Source organism: Capsulimonas corticalis, assembly GCF_003574315.2.
Classification (GTDB): Bacteria; Armatimonadota; Armatimonadia; order Armatimonadales; family Capsulimonadaceae; genus Capsulimonas; species Capsulimonas corticalis.
In genome coordinates, this window is record NZ_AP025739.1 from 1,141,217 (window position 1) to 1,159,541 (window position 18,325).

Below are 18,325 nucleotides of genomic sequence, written 5' to 3' on the forward strand. Positions count from 1 at the left end.
ACATGAGATTCCCTGTACAGCCATTCACATCGGGAGCCAGCTCCGGTCGAACGTACCTCCTCCTCGGCGTCCTTGCATGCGTCATCGGCGTACTGGCGCCCAGTTTGCAGCTAGTGTTTCTTATCTGCGGTCTGGCGATCGTCACAACAGCGATGCGCTTTACGGAAAAGCTGAGCATAGCGACATTTTGGGCGCTGCCTTACATGGCGGCGAACCTGCCGCTCAGCGCATTTACGCTCAAACTTCCCGAAGCAGTCGCTTACTTGTTTACCGCCGCCGTCCTGCTGAAAGCCGCCGTGCGCCGGGAAACCATCGTGACGCCGCCGGTGACGCCTCAGGTAATGCTCTATCTCGTGGCGTTATGTTTGTCGACGATTTTTGCCCCATTTGTTCCCGCCCCGTACCTGGGAGCAATCGAACCCTCGAACCGCAATTCGCCGGGCATTCGTCCGCTCAGCGTGATCATCTGGCTGGGAATATCCTGGGCAGTCGTCATTGCGCTCTATCACATGGTTCATGAGCGGCCACAACTGCTCCGGCAATGGCTGCGAGCGCACATTCTCGGCAGCGCGCTTGCCTGCCTCATCAGCATCTCGATGTACTTTATGGCGCTGGGCGGCGCCACCTTTATCAATATCGGCGGTCTCCAGGCTCGCAGCCTTGTTGTCGCCAGCGGCGTCTCCGATGGACTGTCCGTATTGCGTTTGGCGGGTGTGGCGTATGAACCGCTATTCCTCGCGTTTTATCTGCTGACCGTCATGCCGCTTACGGTCTTAACAGTGATCTATTCACCGGCATGGATGCCACGGAAGCTCGCCGCTCCGATCTTAGGAATACAAACCCTCACCATGCTGATGACGATGTCGTCGGGCGGGTGGGCAGGCCTATTTACCGCCCTAATCGTCATCTTTCCACTAATCCGAAAGTATCGAGTGGAGCGGCGCGTTAAGATCGGTTTTGGCCTCGCGATTCTGGTTACGACCCTCCTCGTTACCGTCCTGCTCGCCAGCAGTCAAGTTTACCTGGAGGGCGCGCAGGGGGCCGTGACCAAGATCATCAATGGGGGCGACAAGATTCGTGACCGCGAATGGGCGGTCGGAAAGCGCCTCTTTCAGGCATATCCCTTGCTTGGATGCGGTCCGGGATTGGCGAACTTTTTCTTCCCGAGATATCATGATTTGTATCAAGCGCAGCCGATTGACGGCGCGAACGAAGTCAATAACGTTCCGCTGAACGTTCTTGCGGAATCGGGCCTGGTGGGCTTCGCGGCCGTCGGATGGTGCACGATTGCCGGCCTCGGTACGCTTCTCTCGGCAATTTTGCGCTCACGATACATCAATGCTCCGACATTGATGGCCCTGACCGCGAGTTTAGTCGGCTGCGCCGTGCAGTACATGAGTATGAATCCGCTGTTCCTTATCTATTTTTCCGCTCTAGTGGGTCTTGCGCTCGCAGCAGTGCGAGCCAGCCGCCGGCCGGGCGCCGTCGATCCTCTGCTCGGCGAAGCGACAACAGGAGCGGCGGTTTCATGACGACCATCTCCGTCATCGTCGCCGTTTACAACGGCGCTGCGACATTGCAGCGATGTATCGATAGTTTTACGCGTCAAACCTATCCGAACAAGCAGCTAATCGTGATGGATGGTGGGTCCAGCGATGCGACGCTGCAGATCCTGACGGCGAACGCATCGCATCTCTTTTACTGGGAATCCGAGCGTGACCGCGGGATTTATCACGCCTGGAACAAGGGCGTCGCGCGGGCGACCGGCGACTGGATCTGTTTTCTCGGCTCCGATGATTACCTTTGGGCGGACGATGTCCTTGAAAAGATTGCGTCCCGGCTGGATCAGATTCCCATGGAGATCAAAGTAGCGTACGGTCAGGCGGCGATCGTAACGAAATCTGGAGGCGTTTTGCGGATGGAGGGTCAGCCCTGGGAAGAGGCGAAAAAGGCCTTTTGCCATACAATGACGATCCCCCATCCTGGCCTGATGCATCGGCGATCGTTCTTCGAGGAGCATGGGCTATTCGATGAATCCTTCCGGATCGTCGGCGACTACGATTTGCTTCTGCGTGAGCTCAAGACGGGCCGTGCGCAGTTCATGGACGGCGTCACCACGGTCGGCTTCCAGCATGGCGGCGTCAGCAATTCTCCCACGGCGATGCGCCCGATGCTGCGGGAGCTGGCGCGAGTCCGCAAAACCCATCACCTGCACGCCGCGCAGATTCGCCGCTTTTCCAGCGTCCGTCTCAAGATGAACGTTTGCAGCATTCTTGTCAGCATCGTCGGCGACAGAGGATTCCGCTGGATCGCCGATACGGGCCGGCGGCTGACGGGACGGCCCGCGATCTGGGGCGAGGACGCCCACGCCGAAGGCGGCAAATAACACCCCTATGAGATCCCATCTTCCCCTGCGGCGTCCCGTCCGAATCCTCCACGTCACAACCGGCCTGGAAAGCGGCGGAGCGGAAATGCTGCTTTATAAACTGGCGGCGAAGACCAATCGCGATCGCTTTGCCCCCTCGGTCGTTTCGCTGACATCCGAGGGGCCGATTCTGGGGGAAAAGATCCGAGCCGCCGGCGTCCCGGTCCAGGCCCTGGGGTATCCGCGCGGCGCGGCGCACCCAAAGCTGCTCTGGAGCATGATGCGCCAAATTCACGAATCTCGGCCCGACATTATCCAAACATGGCTCTATCATGCGGATCTATTGGGGGGATTGGCGGCCCGGCTCGTCACGCACGCTCCGGTCATCTGGGGCATCCACAATACCGAGCTGGATGCCGCTAAGGTAAAGCGGTCGACAATGGCGGTCATTCAAACGAATGGGCTCCTTTCGCATGTGCTTCCCACCGGCATTGTTTGCTGTTCGGGCGCGGCGCGAGACGCGCACGTCAAGCTGGGATACGCCGCCGAACGGATGCGGACGATTACCAACGGCGTCGACACAACGGAGTTCACTTACGTACCTGACGCGAGAGAAGCGATTCGCAAGGAATTGGGCCTCGCCGCCAATACTCCTCTTGTCGGCCTGGCGGCGCGCTTCGATCCGCAAAAGGATCACGAGACCTTTATCCGCGCCGCGGGATTACTGCATAAGATTCGGCCGGACGTTCATTTTGTGCTGTGCGGAGGCGATGTCACCGAGCAGAACACCACTCTCGCCGACTGGATTCAGCGGGAGCGGATTGCGCCGGTGACGCATTTGCTGGGGCTGCGGCGAGATATGCCGACCGTGACGTCCGCACTGGATGCGGCGACGATCTGCTCGGTGTACGGAGAATCCTTCGCGCTGGTGATCGGCGAGGCGATGGCGTGCGGCGTCCCTTCCGTCACGACGGACCTGGAAGGTCCGATGTCCGTCGTCGGCGACGCCGGGTGGGTCGTGCCCATTCAGGATCCTCGGGCGCTGAGCGACGCCTGGAAAGAAATGCTCGCCATTTCCGAGCCGAAGCGGCGAGAAATTGCGGCGTGCGGGCGCAGCCGCATCGTCGATAATTTTTCGATTGAGAAGATGGTCCGCTCCTACGAAGCGCTTTATGAGGAAATCGCGGACGGCGCCGGTCAGCGCCGTCCGCTGGAAGCCGTTACGTAAGCATGCGCCGCCGCGCCTGGACGAAGACCGCGACGCAGTGGGGATCCCACTGGGCGCCGGCGCCCTCTTCCAGAATCTGGAGGGCGCGTTCCTGGGACATCCCTTTGCGGTACGGACGATCGGTCGTCATGGCGCTGTAGGCGTCGGCGACCGCCATCAGACGCGCGACGAGAGGCGTCTCCTCGCCGCAGAGTCCAAACGGATACCCCTCCCCGTCCCAGCGTTCATGATGGTGGCGCGTGGCGTCGAGCGCTCCTTCGAAGCCCGGCACGGATCCGATCATCATGGCGCCCATCATGGGATGCTGTTTGACGGCCTGATATTCGTCGTCCGTCAGCTTTCCCGGCTTGCGCAGGATCGCGTCGGGAACGCCGATTTTGCCGACATCGTGCAGCAGCGCGGCCACCTGCACTTGATACTGCGCTCGCTCGTCGAGTCCAAGCTCCCGCGCGATTTGCAGGCTATAAGTCATGACGTCCTCGGAGTGACGCCTGGTGTATCGGTCTTTATTGTCCACGGCGGTCACAAGCGCGTCCAGCATCGTAAATCCGTCCACGGACCGCGCCAGACGGTCGCGCAGATGCTCGGCGTCCTCCGCGCCGCCTCCGAATTTGTCGCGCGCCAGCCGGAAATCGGCCGCCGCGAGAAGCTCCAGGGTTCCCGGCCCGTCATCCGGCAGCTTCGCCGTTCCCACGGAAAACGTCATCGGCACATCCTGTTCGTAGCCCGGCGGGCGGTAAGACACGCCTGTCAGCACATCCCGCATCCTCTCGCCGACCTGCTCCATCTCCGACACGGTATTCCCCTGGACCAGAACCGCGAACTCATCGCCGCCGAAGCGGGCGAGCGCGCTTAGATCTCCCGAGGACGCCGTAGCGCCTTGAAGCAGGCGGGCGATTTGACGCAGGACGTCATCCCCCACCGTATGGCCGTATACGTCGTTGAAGAATCGAAAATTATTCAAATCCATCAGCACGACGCCCACCGGGTCGCCATGCCGAATATGCCGCTCCACAATCCCCTTCAGCCGATCGTGAAACGCCCGATGATTGCATAATCCCGTCAGCGCGTCGTAGTCGGCGCGCTCGATCGCTTCCGACAGCAGCTGCTCGCGCTCCAGCTCCATCGCCTTGTACATCGTGACATCATACAGCGACACCAGGCGCGCCGCGCGTCCCTGATAATTGATCCCATTTGAAGAAACGTCGACCCACAGGATCGAGCCGTCTTTACGGCGGTGGCGCCACGCTCCATTCGGCGAGCGTCCCTGCGCCAGCCGCAGCACTGTCTGGCGCACGGCCGCTTCCTCGCCCGGCGGACGGATGTCTTCTAAGGTCAGATTGAGAAATTCCTGGCGGGAGTAACCGTAACTGGCGACCGCCATTTCGTTGACTTCCAGCACACGCAGAGTTTGGGGATCGTAGACCCACATCGGCTGAGGATGGAACATAAATAGATCCGTATCCTCAAGGGTCGAGATCGTGGCGAGCCGGCGCGCGAAAGTCGGGCGAGCCGGCGCCATTCTTGGACTGCACAGTCCCTCCATGGTTTCCTCATACTTCCTCATCAGGAGACAATCAGCGCCAGGTTTTGCCGCGACATACGCTGAGTTTTCTTCGCGGCAGAGCACGAAATCGCCGCAAACTTAGATTGCAACGATATCATCCAGACAACTAAAACTGAATATTCCTCGGATATATTGAATATACCCATCTTCTCTGGGTTAGAGATCGTAATAATTGCGTGTTTCCGCGAAGATTCTGTGTTACAATAAGAGCACGAATCGGAGGCTTCCCCAGACTCCTTCTCCGAAGATTTTTGCAAGGAATGCAGGCATGCCCCACTTCTTCCAGTCCCTCCAGCGCTTCTCATCACTGATGGTCGCCGTCGCGGCGATAACGAGCGCCGCGCAGGCGTCCTCTCACGCGAATATCGCGGTTTCCGGCAGCCCGGCCGCCCGGCATGGCGCCTTGATGGACGCCGCCGCTCCGGCGTCGGGCGAGACGCTGCATTTGGTGTTCGCGCTCTCCAGCAGCCGCCGCGCGGATCTGGACGCCTTTGTCCAATCCCAGTACGATCCGTCCTCGCCGAATTACCGGCATTGGCTGACTCCGGACGAGTTCGGCGTGCGCTTCGGCGCGTCTGACGCCGATATCGCCGCCGTGACGCAGTACGCGCGGTCTCAGGGATTTGCGGTGACTCAGGTGTGGCCGAACCGGCTGTTTGTCTCCGTGGACGCGCGCGGCGCGGACGCCGAGCGCGCCTTTGGAGTCAAACTCCACGGCTACGCTCGGCCGCAAAGCGAAATCGCCGCCGGGCTTCCCTCGACATTCCACGCTCCGGACCGGGCGCCGGCGCTGCCGCCGGAAATCGCCGCGCGAGTCGCCGGGCTGTTCGGCCTTTCCAGCGAAAACGCGGCGCGGCCGGCGCTGGCGAAACGCGGCCTTGCCGCCGAACCAGCGCAGAGTCTCGCCGCCGCGGTCCCGCTGGCTGGACTTTCCAGCCCGGCGACGCCCTCCACGCTGGCGGCTTACTACGGTTTCGATAAACTGCACCTGCATGGGTTCAATGGCGACAATCAGTCGATCGCCATCTTCTCGCCGACGCATTACAGCACGAGCGACTTCACAGGTTTTAAAGCGGCCTACGGCATCACCGGCGTCACCGTCACCGAGGTGCTCGTGAACGGCGGCGCGACCAGCTTTAGCGGAGAGGACGAAGCCGCGCTGGATATGGACGTGATCGCAGGCCAGGCGCCCAACAGCCACATCTATCTCTACGAAAGTCCGCCCGACGGCAATCTTCAGATCTGGAATAAGATCGCGGCGGACAATCTCCCCGTCGTCTCGTGCAGCTGGGGCAATAGCGAGCAGGAGCTCACGGCAGACGACGCCGCCTCCGTCAACACCATTCTCCAGCAGATGGCGTCACAGGGACAAAGCGTCTTTGTCGCCTCCGGCGACAACGGAGCGTTTGATATCACTTCGCGAACGCCGTCGGTCGACTTCCCGGCCTCCAGTCCTTACGTCACGGCGGTCGGCGGGACTTCCGTCTCCTCCACCGGCGCGGAAACTGGGTGGACGAAGTCCGGGGGCGGTCTGAGCACGTTCTTCACCCGCCCGTTGTGGCAGGCGGGGCCGGGAGTCATCAACACCAGCAGCACCGGATTCCGGCAGCTGCCCGATGTCTCCGCGATGTCCGATCCCTATTCGCCCGGCTACTACATCTATACCGGCGGCTCCCTTCAAATCTACGGCGGGACAAGCGCGGCGGCTCCGCTCATGGCGGCGGCGAACACGCTGATCGATCAGGGTCTGAATGGGCGCACCGGACAGCTAACGCCGATCCTCTATCAGATCGGGACCGATTCCGCGAAATCATCTCTGGTGTACAACGATATTCTCCAGGGAAACAACGGCTTTTACAACTGCGCGACCAACTGGGACTTTGTGACGGGATGGGGCAGCCCCAGGATCACGGCGCTGTATTCCCAGATCGTGCCGACAGCGCTAGGCCCCGACCCGCCGACGATCAGTCTGCTGACGCCCAGCTCCGCGCCGGCGGGAAGTCCGAGCGCCACATTCACCGTCACGGGAACGAACTTTACGGCGTCGTCCAAAGTGCTGTGGAACGGCGCGGCGCTGCCGACCCAGGTCGTCTCGACCACCGCGCTGACGGCGACCGCGCCTGCCTCCCTGCTGCTCACCGTCGGAACGGTGGCGGTGACGGTGACCGATCCGGACGGTCCCACGCCTGCGGGTCCGCTCACATTCACCGTTACTACGCCGCACACCTTCGCGGCCGGCCTGCAAATGATCTCGGCGCCTTACGACTATACGGGCGTGTCCTTCGCGACGCTCTTTGTGAACCCAGGCGTCAAGATCGCAACATGGGATCCGACTCTCACGCAATATGTGCTGAACCCGACGGCTCCCTCGGACACGTTCCACCTGGGCCGCGCTTACTGGGTGCGCTTCGCCTCGGCGTCCAGCCTCCCGAGACTGGGAACGCCCGCAGCAGCGAACACGTCCTATGCGCTGACCCTGAACGCCGGATGGAATATGATCGCCGTCCCGTTCAACACCGACTCGCCGATGGCGACTCTGCAAGTCACTTCGGGAGGCTCGACCACTTCATTCGCCTCGGCGGTGACGGCGGGAGCCATCAGTGGGACTTTATATCGTTACGACTCAACTCTCAAATATTACGTTGGGCAAACCAGCGGAGCGTTGACTCCCTACGAGGGTTACTGGATTTACGCGAATCACTCCTGCTCGCTGGTGTTTCCAAGTCTAAATTAGTGATTGCAATATTCCCATTCAGGACCAAAACTATGGTATAATTACCAGTATCCCGTCCATTTAGCCATAATTTTTGTAAGAATCACCAATTTTGCCACGAATCCTGGTATGAGTGTCGATTAAAAAATCGAGAATCGTGATATAATGACTCAGCGCGGGAAAGTTATGTTCGCCCGCTTCCGTTCTTTTTATCGACACTCTCGCTCTACTTTATTCTTGCTCCTGAACGTATAGGACGGATAAGAAAGATAACCATGATTCGCAAAGCTTCAACATACTCCAAGCCGCTGGCCCAGGCGACTCTGGTGATGTCGCTAAGCCTGCTCGGGACCGGCATGCAGTCCGCTCACGCGGCGCGTGTCTCCCATAGCGTTCCGCCTGCGTCTTTCATCAACTACCACGTCGATACCGTCCAGCAGCTCTCACAGCAAGTCGAGCTTGATCCGGCGGTGCGCGCGCGGCTGGCGCGCCACTTCCACATGACCGGCCCACAGCTGGTCTCTTACATCAACCACCATCTGAAATTGAAGCGCCTCAGCGCGGCGAAGAAATACCGGGTCTACTGCGTCGACCGCAATGGCCGCGAATTCTTCATCATGACGCGGCTTCCCGCCGGCACCCCCGTCTTCGTCTCGAAGTCGACCGGGCAGCCGATCCTGAAGCTGGCTTGCGGCAACCCGATGGTTTCCGTCCTTCCGCATGCGGATATGGAAAGCAACGCCGGCCCCGGCGCGCTCAGCGGCAAGAAGAAGCAGCTGGCGGCCGACCTGGCTCCGTCTCCGTTCGATACGCTGAACGGCCACAATCCGCACAGCGAGGATTCGGACATCACATCACCGGCGCCGGGCGACGTCATGGTGACGAAGAATATCCCCGATGTGCCGGGCGCGGATTACTTCACGCCCCCGCCCTCGCCGGTACATATTCCTCCGATCCACGGCGGCTTCAGCCCGCTCTGGTTTGTGCCGATTATCGGCGGCCTGGCGTCAAACCATGGCGGCAGCAGCACGGGCGGCACCACAACCGGAACGACCACCGGCAGCACGAATACGACGACGGGCTCCACGACCGGCGTGACGACCACCGGCGGAACAACCACGGGTGGAACGACCACCGGCGGAACGACCACAGGTGGCACGACCACGGGTGGAACAACCACCGGTGGAACGACCACCGGTGGAACGACCACGGGCGGCAGCACAACCGGAACGACCACGGGCGGAACAACCACCGGTGGAACGACCACGGGGACGACTACGGGCGAAACGACTGGGACTACCACCGGCGTGACAACCAGTGATACCACCGGAACGACGACAGGCAACACGATCGGCACGAGCACCACGGGAAACACGACCGGCAACACGCCCGTCCCCGAAACGGGCTCCGGACCGGCCGTCGCGATTGGCGCGTTCCTGCTGGCGGCTCAGTTCCTGATCCGACGGCGGCGTCTGTCCTAACCATCATCGAAGAAGGCGGGAAGAGCGAAATTCGCTCTTCCCGCCTTTTTATTGACTGAAGTTACGCAGAGGTGTGGCCGGCGCATCTCAGAAGATATTTACGACACGGCCCGCCAGCAGCACGATCACGGCCAGAGAAATGAGCGATTGGACCATCATCAGCACCTTCGCCCAGCGCGTCAGGACCAATGTGTCCGTGGGCGAAAAGGCGGTGCTGGTGTTGAACGCCAGGAATAAGTAATCGACAAATGTCGGCGCCCAGTCCTCTTCCCCGGCCAGCTTCCTCGCCTCCTCGCTCATCGTCATCTGCGGAAAAAGAAACGCGCCGTCCATATGGCCCAGTGTTTTCCCGCGCACGAAAGGGCCGCCCGCATCCAGCCGCCAGTACCATTGCGCGAAGACAAGGACATTGCTCGCCCATAGCGCGACCGCTGATCCCAGCAGCTGCTTCGGGTTTTCCGTATGCAGCGGCAGCGCGTGGACCAGCAGGGCCAGAGAAAACGTCATCGATACAGTGATGATTCCCAGGATCAAAAAACCAAGCCGGCGCTGTGCGTCATGATGTCCGGTCCACATGGCGATAAAGGTCGGGATCAACAGCAGGCAGACGATCTCCAGCAGCAAGCCGCGCGGTCCAAGCGTCAGGCTGCGCGGGAGCGCCATATACAAGCCGCCAACCGCCAGCAGCGTCACCAAAATCGGCCAATGCGGCTCCGGGGCGTCACCGCGTTTTCCATTCTCCTGAGAAGCGTTCTTCACACTCGTCATCACGCTTCCTCCTCACACAAAATTCCCGGAGAATCCGTCACGCCGATCCTCGCCCGCAGCGCAGCAGGCCGGACGGCGGAACCGCGAACGCATGGAGCCCGGCGGACAGCGCCCGGCGCTCCGCATGCACGAGCCTTCCCCGACAGTCAAAGATCTGAAGATCCCGCTCTCCCAAATCTTCCAACACCTCCAGCGCAATCCGGGCGGCGCGAGTTCCATTGACCGCGAAAATCGTCCGCTCGCCGGGCCGGCCCAGCGCGGCGAGTGCGCCTTCGCCATAGATGGCGGCCACGAGCTTGCTATCCGTCGAAGCAAGGACCAGGGGGTACATCTGCTCCGGATGCAGCGGCTCCAGCCGGCCGTCGAGAAGCGCGTCCCGGTGCGCGGTCCAGAAGCTCATCCAGAACCGCAGCATCTCCCGATGGTCGCTGGGGATACGGTCCAGCAGCACCGAGATCTGGGGAACGGAAAACAGCACATTCAAAAACTGAAGCGCGGCCGCTTCGACCGGCTCGCCCGCGTTCCACATCAGCATGTCGGCGTGCGCGGCCGTATCGCCGCAAAGCAGCCGGATATCCAGGGTCCGGATGCGATTGGCGGCGGCGTCATTGGGGCAGTCCCCAGCACGGAACAGATTGCCGTACTTGCGCATCAAGGGGCCGATATAGCTCTGCCGAAACTCAATCATGATGTCCGGCTTGATCGCGCGCAGCCGCGCCATCACATCCGTCAGCAGCCGGTCCGCCGCCTCCGACACGGAATCGTAATCTCTGCCGTCGCCAGTCCGCGCGGCCGCCTCCGCCGTATCTCCGATGGAATCGACGAAATCGAGCTTGAAGCCATCCAGGTCCCAGTCACGCAGCGCGCGCTCGTAGATCCCGATCAGATATTCCCGCGCTTCGGGGAAACGCGGGTCCAGAATGCCGGCGCCAAAATGGTCGCTGTCGGCGAGGAACTTGCCCTGAAACGTTTGGTAAGCCTCGCTATGGCGTCCGATAAAGGGCACGGAGTACCAGAGCAGGAACGCCATGCCCTCGTCGTGGACCGCCCGCACAAAGCCCTTCATATCTGAGATGCGCTCGGAGCGCCAATCCCCGCAGTACGCATACCCCCGGGTGGCGTCCCCCGTCTGCCATCCATCGTCGACAATCACCGCGTCGCAGCCCAGCGGCTTCGCCAGACGGCACTGCGCCAGCACGCTTTCCGGCGTGAGGGTTTGATGGAAGCTGTACCAGGTGGAGTACATCGGCCGGCGCGCCAGATCCGGAACGGCGCACGGCTCATATCCGGGCAGCGACGCCCACCACTCCGACACGCCGTACAGAGCATCGTAGTAGGGCGTTTCGCGCGTATCGAGCCGCAACGTCAGTTCATATCGCTCGATCGGCGGCGAGGGGTCGGTGAACAGCGCCACGGAGCATTGAAACTCCGCCGTTTCTTCATCCACCCCGGCGGCGCAGCGCAGTCCATGCAGCGCGTCCGAGGCGGCGAATGTCAGGCGATTGGCTCCCGACTGGCTGTACAAACACAGGACGGGCGCATTGGTGGTCGCCTTCGAAGGAAACCCCTTCCCCAGGTGGTAGGTAATTCCCCGGTTCCACCCCGAGGCCGTCGTCCACGACGCCTGGATGTCGATATTGGGATGGCGCCACGCCAACTTCACATTCGGCGGCGCCGCCGGTCGCCCGGCGGTCAGCGTGACGGTCACGGTCGAGAGCCCGGGTTCAAGGCGCTCCGTGGAAAGCTCCGCGCGAAATGCGCCAAGATCTCCTTCCAGACGGATTTCGTGCGGATCGGCTGAGAGGATCGGTGTTGTGGTCATGGAAGCGCCTCGGGATTTATTGTCGTGATAGCGCCTCTTTGTACGGTAAGAACAAGAGGATTTCCTGCGCGTTGATCCCAATACCCCGCGCTTTGGGAAAGCTTTCGCAAGCGCGGGGGAATCGGGCCGCTAAGGCGGAGGCGCCGCAGCGGCCGCGCTGGGCGGGTTCATGGTCAGCACGGTCCGCAGGTTCTTTGCCCAGGAGTTCGCGAGGACGACTGAGCTGGGCGCCTTCGCCGCGTCGGCTTCGGTGGATTCGACGACGATCATGGGACGGTCTCCCATCAGGATCAGCGAAGGGCCGAAAATGGGGTACCCGCTGAGATCGACGACTTTGACGGAATCCGCGGCGCCGTCGCCGAGGCGATGCGCGACGACGTTGAGGCGCGGTCCTAAGATGTCCGCGTACTCGGCGGCGGTGAAGCCGCCGGGCTGAGGACCGCGCAGCACGGCGACGAGTTTATCGCGCAGATAGATCTGGCCGGTCGAGCCGCCGACCTCAGAAAAGTCACTCGTAATCGTCAGGGGAGGGTTTTCGGGAACCGTGGGCTCCGGTTCGTTGGGCCGCCGGTAGTTGACGCGCGGCAAAAGCTGCTGGAGCTTTTTCGCCCATCCGGTGGCGAGCTTGAGAGATTCGCCCGGACTGCCCGCCGAGGCGGCGGTCTGGTCATCCACTTCGATCAAACGCCGCCCCAGCGCGTAAAGCACCGGCGGTTTTCCCGCCGGTGTATAGATCACGACATCGGCGGGGGTGATATCCGGAATGGCCAGCAGACGCGTTAGCCTCTCCTCAATCGCCCCCACCCGCTGCTGCGGCGTCAGCCCACCGGCGGACGACCGCAGACGCATCACCACTTCACCGCCGAGCGTGACGTCCGCCGCAGTATCCTGGGCAAAAACACGTCCTCCTGCGCAAGCCGCCAGCGCCGCCGCGGCCATAATTCTCCGGCAATTCGCCGTACACGTTCGCGCCCAACATGAGCGTCCGTTACGCTGTTCCACCACACATCGCACCTCCATACTTCCTAAGCTGCGACTTCGGCGCAATCGCCTGTCGTCATCCGGGAGCGCATCCGCGCGTCCCAGGGTATTGACTGATACCCAAATCGCAAGGTTCCCACTCCGGCTCCGTGTTTGTGAAACTTCCCTGATGGGAAGAATAAAATTCACCCCTTTTCTGATTGGCGATCGCTCAAACATGAGCGCTGAAAAACAAGTGCTGCGAAAGAAAGGTTGGCGTTCGATGTCCGAGTATGAACATTCCATCGTGGTCGAAGCCGCGCCGGAGGCCGTGTTCGACTTCGTATCCGACATCCAAAATTCGCCGGTCTCCATCCCGGCCGCGCTCCCGTCCAACACGCAAAGCCTCGCCGAGGCGCGCGCGACTGATGGATGGGTGCGCATCTATGCGGGCGAATATCTCCTGGAGTGGGGCTCCGATGGAGATCAATCCTATTCAGGCTGGCTTCAGATCGAGGAGATGGATGACGACATTTCTGAGATCACCATGCATCTTTCCTACCCCAGCCGGCTGGATTTCAGCGAGGCGGCCGTTCGGCAGGAGCTACTTTCCGCAATGCAGCGGATCAAAGAACGGGTCGAACGGCGGCCTCAGAGTCTCGATACGCTTTCGCTGTAGTTTCGCCTCCTCTCACCGCGCCGCATTTCACGACGAAAGTTCGCTGAAGTGCGGCGCTTCGTATTTTCCTATACGGTCATTCTTCCACTTTCCATTCAAAATATTCTATTCGCGAAATACGCAATTTATTTTTGTGATATTAAATACTTCTTAAGATTGTTTTAATGTGACAAATTGAAGGATATCGCGACTTTGACCACGAATATCGCCTGAAGCAAACGTATTGATTGGAAAATGTTATGACATATCTCCGAGGCCGGCGCTCGATGCTTCCGGCCGTCGCTGCTCTTCTCTCGGTATCGCTTCTAGCGCCGCCGGCCGCGCGAGCGGACAGCAATGACCGCAAAGTCGCCAGTTTTGCATCCGGGAGCGGAAGCATTATCTTTCTCGCGGCCGGATTGGCGCTGCCGCTGCTGCGCGATGGCGATCAGGGCAAAAACCATTCGCTTCGCGTCGCGGACAGTCTGGGAACGACCTTGATTTTGACCGAAGGACTCAAAGCGCTCACTAAAGAAAAGCGGCCGGACAGCAGCGAGCATAACAGCTTTCCCAGCGGCCATACGTCCGCCGCATTCGCCGTCGCCACGATGGAAAGCGCCTTCCATCCGAAGGAAGCGCCGCTGTGGTATCTGGGAGCGGCGACCATCGGCTGGTCGCGCCTCCGGCTGAACCGCCACCATCCGCAGGATGTCGCCTTCGGCGCGCTGCTTGGCTTCGGCGTATCGCGCTGGGAGCTTTCGAAGGCCCACGGAATCATTCTCACGCCCTATATCGATCCGGAAAATCGTTCCATGCGCCTGGAGTTCAACCGTACGTTTTGACGGGCGCCGGCGTCCCTAAGCCCGCCTGCCCTATTGCTTTGCCGTTATTCCACCGATAACACAACAGATGGCCCTCGTTCTCCATTCGAAAGCGTCCCATAACGTTGGGCGCGGCTATAAGCAGGGTTGACGTATGAATTGGCTGCGTAAATTTGGCGTCGGATATCGGCTGCCCGCGAGTTTTATTGCGGTCATTGTGCTGGGCGTGTCTGGATACGCCTACGTCGTCGTCGTCACCCGCCAGGCCGCCGCCCGCCACGCCTCCATGGACGTCACCATGGAGGAAAGCGTCGACACCGCGCACCAAGCTTCGCACGCCGCTCAAGAGATCGCGCTCAGCACCGTCGAATACGTCTACACCGGCAATCCGCGCTACAAGGCGGCGGAAGACCACGCGGACGCCGCGGCGGAGACCTGCTACCAATCTCTGCGCTCATCCCTGAGCGCGCTTCCGCACAATCAATCCCTGCTGGCAAGTTTGGACACGCTGATTCGACAGGACGAACAGGTCTGCGATCCTCTGGGCTCCGAGGCCATACGCCTGGCGGGCAGCGGGCGCCGGGAGGAAGCGATCGCTCTAGTCGAAGGCCGATACGCGGTCGCGCGGGCGGAGCTGGAGACGGAAAACCTCAAACTGGAGGAGCAGTTCGATCGATATCGCGGAAGCGAAGTCTCGGACATGCAGCGGCGGGTGTCGCTGGCGGTGACGATCGGATGGGTCGTCCAGGGGCTGGCGCTCGCCATTTCGCTGGTGATCGCCGCCATTATCTGCCGCTCGATCGCCGCCAATCTGCGGCGACTGCTCCAGGCCCAGAATGAGCTTCAGCGCAGCGAAAAACGGTTCCAGTCGCTGATTCGGCACGCTTCGGATGTCGTGGCGGTCTTTTCGCCCGCCGGCGAGCTCCAATACCTCAGTCCCGCCTCGCGGCGGCATTTCGGCTACGACGCGGCGGATTACGACGGCCGCACATTCTTCGATTTCGTTCACCCGGACGACCAAATGCGCGCCCGAGCGCTCTTCACGGAAGCGGCGGCGCAGCCCGCCGGCAACATCGCGAGCGAGCTCCGCCTGTCTCACCAGGACGGCGAATGGCGGCCCGCCGAAATCCAGGTACAGAATCTTATTGCCGACGTCAGCGTCGGCGGCATCGTCATCGCGTACCGGGACATCACCGAGCGCAAGGCGTTCGAGCAGGAGCTCGCGCATCAGGCGTTCCACGATCCGCTGACCGCGCTGCCTAACCGCGCCCTGTTCCTGAACCGGCTGGAAAACGCGCTCGCGCGCGCCCTGCGCCGCAAGGACACCGTCGGGGTGATGTTTATCGACATCGATAACTTCAAGCTCATCAACGACAGCCTGAGCCGTCAAGCCGGCGATGAGCTGCTGAAGGCGGTTTCCGAGCGGCTGCAAAGCTGTCTGCGCACGGGCGACACCGTGGCGCGGATCGGCGACGATGAGTTCAGCATCCTCCTGGAAAATATCGGCTCCGCCGACGACGCCTCCCTCTTCGCGGGCCGCATCACATCGCATCTCCGCCAGCCGATCACCATCCATGGACACGACCTTTTCGTCACATCCAGCATCGGCGTTGCGATCTCCACGCACGTGGAGGTAAGCGCGGAGGACCTGCTGCGGGACGCCGATATCGCCATGGTCCATGCGAAGAACTCCGGCAAGGACACGCACGCGCTGTTCGAGCACAGCATGAACGCGCAGGCGACCGAGCGCCTGGAGATGGAAGCGATGCTCCGCCGCGCCGTCGCCTCGGACCAGATGCGGGTCTACTACCAGCCGATCATCGATCTGGAGACAAAGCAGATCCGAAAATTCGAAGCTCTCGTCCGCTGGCAGCATCCGACGCTAGGGCTGGTCCCGCCGCTGAAGTTCATTCCGCTGGCGGAGGAGACCGGCGTGATCGGCCCGCTGGGAGACTGGGTGATGCGCGAAGCCTGCCGCCAGTGCCGCGCATGGCAGATCGCCTCCCCCGAACAGGAAGAACTGTCCATCGCCGTCAACCTCTCGGCCCGCCAGCTTCAGCTTCCGGGCCTCGCGCATCAAGTGGCGCAGATCCTCAGCGAAACCGGTCTGAGCGCGAACCATCTGGAGCTTGAGATCACGGAAAGCGTGATGATGGGCGACCCCGACGCCGCCATTCGCACGCTCCAGGAGCTGAAAAGCCTGGGGGTCCATATCGCGGTGGATGACTTCGGCACGGGCTACTCATCCATGCAGTATTTGAGCCGTTTCCCCATCGATACTCTGAAGATCGATCGTTACTTCATTCAAAAGATGGTGGAGCCCGAGGGCTTCGCCATCGTCCACGCGATCGTGGACCTGAGCAAATCGCTGCATCTGCGCGTTGTCAGCGAGGGAATTGAGACGGAAGAACAGCTCTCAATGCTTCAATTGCTGGATTGCAATTTCGGCCAGGGATATCTGATCTCGGCTCCCGTTCCGGCGGCGAACGCCGAATCGCTGCTCGCTTTCCCCTCCAGCGGCGCCGTCGCCGCGTGAGGCGTCTCACACATCTGGGTACACTCATAAGCGAATCCGCATGCTTGCGGCAGGAGTGGCCCCATGACGTCTCCATCGAACCAACCCAGTGAATCTCCACGCCCGCGCGTCGTGATTATCGGCGGCGGTTTTGGCGGTTTGAACGCCGCGCAGGCTCTGCGGGACGCCCCTGTCGAAATCACCCTGCTCGACCGCACCAATCACCACTTATTCCAGCCGCTGCTCTACCAGGTCGCGACGGCGACGCTGCCGCCCAGCGATATCACCGCGCCGCTGCGCAGCATTTTGCGCCATCAAAAGAACGTGACGGTGCTGCTCGGCGAAGCTTCCGGGATCGATGTCACCCATAAAACCGTCCAGGTAAAGGGCCAGCCGGACCTTCCCTACGATTATCTGCTGGTGGCCGCCGGCGCGCGCCATTCCTATTTCGGGCATCCGGAGTGGGAGGCGCTGGCGCCGGGCCTCAAAAGCATCGACGACGCGCTGGAGATCCGGCGCCGCTTTTTGATGGCGTTCGAGAAAGCCGAGGAGGCGAGCGATGAGGAAGACCGCTCCCGCTATCTCACTTTCGTGATTGTCGGCGGCGGCCCGACCGGCGTGGAGCTTGCCGGGATCATGATCGAGATCGCGCGCCAAGCGCTCCGCGAGGATTTCCGGCGTATCGATACCGCGCGCACGCACATCATCCTGCTGGAGGGCGGCCCGCGCATTTTGCCCGCGTTCCCCGATTCTCTGTCCCTAACGGCGAAGAAAAACCTGGAGGATTTCGGCGTCGAAGTGCGGACGGGCGAGATGGTCACGCGCATTGAGCCGGACGCCGTGTGGGTCGGCGACGAACGCATCGGCGCGCGCACCGTGTTCTGGGCCGCCGGCAACGCCGCTTCGCCTCTGGCGAAGTCGCTCGGCGTTCCGCTGGACAAAGCCGGCCGCGTGGAGGTCAACGCCGATCTCTCGGTCCCCGGTCATCCCGAAATCTTCGTGGTCGGCGATCTCGCCCTGGTGCTTCAGCGCGGCAAGCCGGTCCCGGGAGTCGCGCAGGGCGCGATCCAGGGCGGCCAAACCGCCGCCGAGAATATTCGGCGCTCTCTCGCCGGTGAGGCGCGCATTCCATTTCGCTATTTCGACAAGGGGAACCTCGCGACAATCGGCCGCGACCGGGGCATCGCCGACCTGCGCGGCCTGCATCTCTCGGGACGTCTCGGCTGGTGGCTCTGGCTGACGGTGCATATCCTATTTCTGATCGGCTTCCGCAACCGCGCCAGCGTTCTTCTGCAATGGGCGATCTCGTACCTCACCTACCAGCGCAGCTCCCGGCTGATCACGCACATCGACCCGCCGCAGGGCGTTCCGGAAGCGGCGAACACCGGGCCGTAAGATGGAAAAAAATTCCTCTTGACATAGCGAAC

At 61.5% G+C, this 18,325-nt stretch carries 13 protein-coding genes; 9 read left to right on the top strand and 4 right to left on the bottom strand.

The window, feature by feature from the left end:
- The first annotated feature begins 2 nt into the window (after positions 1-2).
- From D5261_RS04855 to D5261_RS04865, 3 genes are read left to right on the top strand one after another with little or no spacing between them, the layout of a single operon-like run.
- Positions 3-1,532, top strand: coding sequence for an O-antigen ligase family protein (locus D5261_RS04855; protein ID WP_119320952.1), 1,530 nt, complete (start codon positions 3-5; stop codon positions 1,530-1,532).
- A complete protein-coding gene (locus tag D5261_RS04860; RefSeq protein WP_165864119.1) occupies positions 1,529-2,386 on the top strand; it encodes a glycosyltransferase family 2 protein in 858 nt (285 codons plus the stop codon). Before D5261_RS04855 ends, D5261_RS04860 begins: the two co-directional genes overlap by 4 nt.
- 7 nt (positions 2,387-2,393) lie before the next feature.
- Positions 2,394-3,593 (top strand): glycosyltransferase, encoded by a 1,200-nt coding sequence (locus D5261_RS04865; RefSeq protein ID WP_119320953.1) that lies wholly within the window; start codon positions 2,394-2,396, stop codon positions 3,591-3,593.
- On the opposite strand, the gene D5261_RS04870 is transcribed toward D5261_RS04865, so the two are convergent.
- Positions 3,586-5,043: a bifunctional diguanylate cyclase/phosphohydrolase gene (locus D5261_RS04870; RefSeq protein WP_301002421.1), complete on the bottom strand. Its 1,458-nt coding sequence runs from the start codon at positions 5,041-5,043 to the stop codon at positions 3,586-3,588. The two genes, D5261_RS04865 and D5261_RS04870, sit on opposite strands and share 8 nt — an antisense overlap.
- A 385-nt stretch (positions 5,044-5,428) precedes the next feature.
- On the opposite strand from D5261_RS04870, the gene D5261_RS04875 reads away from it, so the two are divergent.
- Positions 5,429-7,894: a S53 family peptidase gene (locus tag D5261_RS04875; RefSeq protein ID WP_119320955.1), complete on the top strand. Its 2,466-nt coding sequence runs from the start codon at positions 5,429-5,431 to the stop codon at positions 7,892-7,894.
- Between the two features lie 254 nt (positions 7,895-8,148).
- Positions 8,149-9,354, top strand: coding sequence for a hypothetical protein (locus tag D5261_RS04880; RefSeq protein ID WP_176587328.1), 1,206 nt, complete (start codon positions 8,149-8,151; stop codon positions 9,352-9,354).
- Positions 9,355-9,441: 87 nt separating this feature from the next.
- Here the strand turns inward: D5261_RS04880 and D5261_RS04885 are convergent, their stop codons facing one another.
- The 3 genes from D5261_RS04885 to D5261_RS04895 form a co-directional block, all read right to left on the bottom strand.
- The gene (locus D5261_RS04885) at positions 9,442-10,122 is read right to left on the bottom strand and encodes a DUF1345 domain-containing protein (protein ID WP_119320956.1); all 681 of its coding nucleotides are present in this window, start codon (positions 10,120-10,122) and stop codon (positions 9,442-9,444) included.
- 37 nt (positions 10,123-10,159) lie between these two features.
- Entirely contained in the window at positions 10,160-11,944 is a 1,785-nt protein-coding gene (locus D5261_RS04890) for a glycoside hydrolase family 36 protein (RefSeq protein ID WP_119320957.1), read from the bottom strand.
- A 129-nt stretch (positions 11,945-12,073) separates the two neighbouring features.
- A complete protein-coding gene (locus D5261_RS04895) occupies positions 12,074-12,883 on the bottom strand; it encodes a DUF8459 domain-containing protein (RefSeq protein WP_119320958.1) in 810 nt (269 codons plus the stop codon).
- Between the two features lie 304 nt (positions 12,884-13,187).
- Here D5261_RS04895 and D5261_RS04900 point away from each other — a divergent pair, with 304 nt between their 5' ends.
- From D5261_RS04900 to D5261_RS04915, 4 genes are all read left to right on the top strand, one after another.
- Positions 13,188-13,583 carry an SRPBCC family protein gene (locus D5261_RS04900; RefSeq protein WP_119320959.1) on the top strand — a complete coding sequence of 132 codons (396 nt, stop codon included), beginning with the start codon at positions 13,188-13,190 and terminating at the stop codon, positions 13,581-13,583.
- A gap of 239 nt (positions 13,584-13,822) precedes the next feature.
- On the top strand, positions 13,823-14,404 hold the full coding sequence (locus tag D5261_RS04905) for a phosphatase PAP2 family protein (RefSeq protein WP_119320960.1): 582 nt from the start codon (positions 13,823-13,825) through the stop codon (positions 14,402-14,404).
- 133 nt (positions 14,405-14,537) lie between these two features.
- Positions 14,538-16,919 carry a putative bifunctional diguanylate cyclase/phosphodiesterase gene (locus D5261_RS04910; RefSeq protein ID WP_119320961.1) on the top strand — a complete coding sequence of 794 codons (2,382 nt, stop codon included), beginning with the start codon at positions 14,538-14,540 and terminating at the stop codon, positions 16,917-16,919.
- A gap of 63 nt (positions 16,920-16,982) precedes the next feature.
- Positions 16,983-18,293, top strand: coding sequence for an NAD(P)/FAD-dependent oxidoreductase (locus D5261_RS04915; protein ID WP_119320962.1), 1,311 nt, complete (start codon positions 16,983-16,985; stop codon positions 18,291-18,293).
- The last annotated feature ends 32 nt before the right edge of the window (positions 18,294-18,325 follow it).

Bases quoted from the DNA above. Each gene is read 5' to 3' on its own strand.
- D5261_RS04855 (WP_119320952.1), top strand. From the start codon at position 3: ATGAGATTCCCTGTACAGCCATTCACATCGGGAGCCAGCTCCGGTCGA.
- D5261_RS04860 (WP_165864119.1), top strand. From the start codon at position 1,529: ATGACGACCATCTCCGTCATCGTCGCCGTTTACAACGGCGCTGCGACA.
- D5261_RS04865 (WP_119320953.1), top strand. From the start codon at position 2,394: ATGAGATCCCATCTTCCCCTGCGGCGTCCCGTCCGAATCCTCCACGTC.
- D5261_RS04870 (WP_301002421.1), bottom strand. From the start codon at position 5,043: ATGTTCCATCCTCAGCCGATGTGGGTCTACGATCCCCAAACTCTGCGT.
- D5261_RS04875 (WP_119320955.1), top strand. From the start codon at position 5,429: ATGCCCCACTTCTTCCAGTCCCTCCAGCGCTTCTCATCACTGATGGTC.
- D5261_RS04880 (WP_176587328.1), top strand. From the start codon at position 8,149: ATGATTCGCAAAGCTTCAACATACTCCAAGCCGCTGGCCCAGGCGACT.
- D5261_RS04885 (WP_119320956.1), bottom strand. From the start codon at position 10,122: ATGACGAGTGTGAAGAACGCTTCTCAGGAGAATGGAAAACGCGGTGAC.
- D5261_RS04890 (WP_119320957.1), bottom strand. From the start codon at position 11,944: ATGACCACAACACCGATCCTCTCAGCCGATCCGCACGAAATCCGTCTG.
- D5261_RS04895 (WP_119320958.1), bottom strand. From the start codon at position 12,883: ATGGCCGCGGCGGCGCTGGCGGCTTGCGCAGGAGGACGTGTTTTTGCC.
- D5261_RS04900 (WP_119320959.1), top strand. From the start codon at position 13,188: ATGTCCGAGTATGAACATTCCATCGTGGTCGAAGCCGCGCCGGAGGCC.
- D5261_RS04905 (WP_119320960.1), top strand. From the start codon at position 13,823: ATGACATATCTCCGAGGCCGGCGCTCGATGCTTCCGGCCGTCGCTGCT.
- D5261_RS04910 (WP_119320961.1), top strand. From the start codon at position 14,538: ATGAATTGGCTGCGTAAATTTGGCGTCGGATATCGGCTGCCCGCGAGT.
- D5261_RS04915 (WP_119320962.1), top strand. From the start codon at position 16,983: ATGACGTCTCCATCGAACCAACCCAGTGAATCTCCACGCCCGCGCGTC.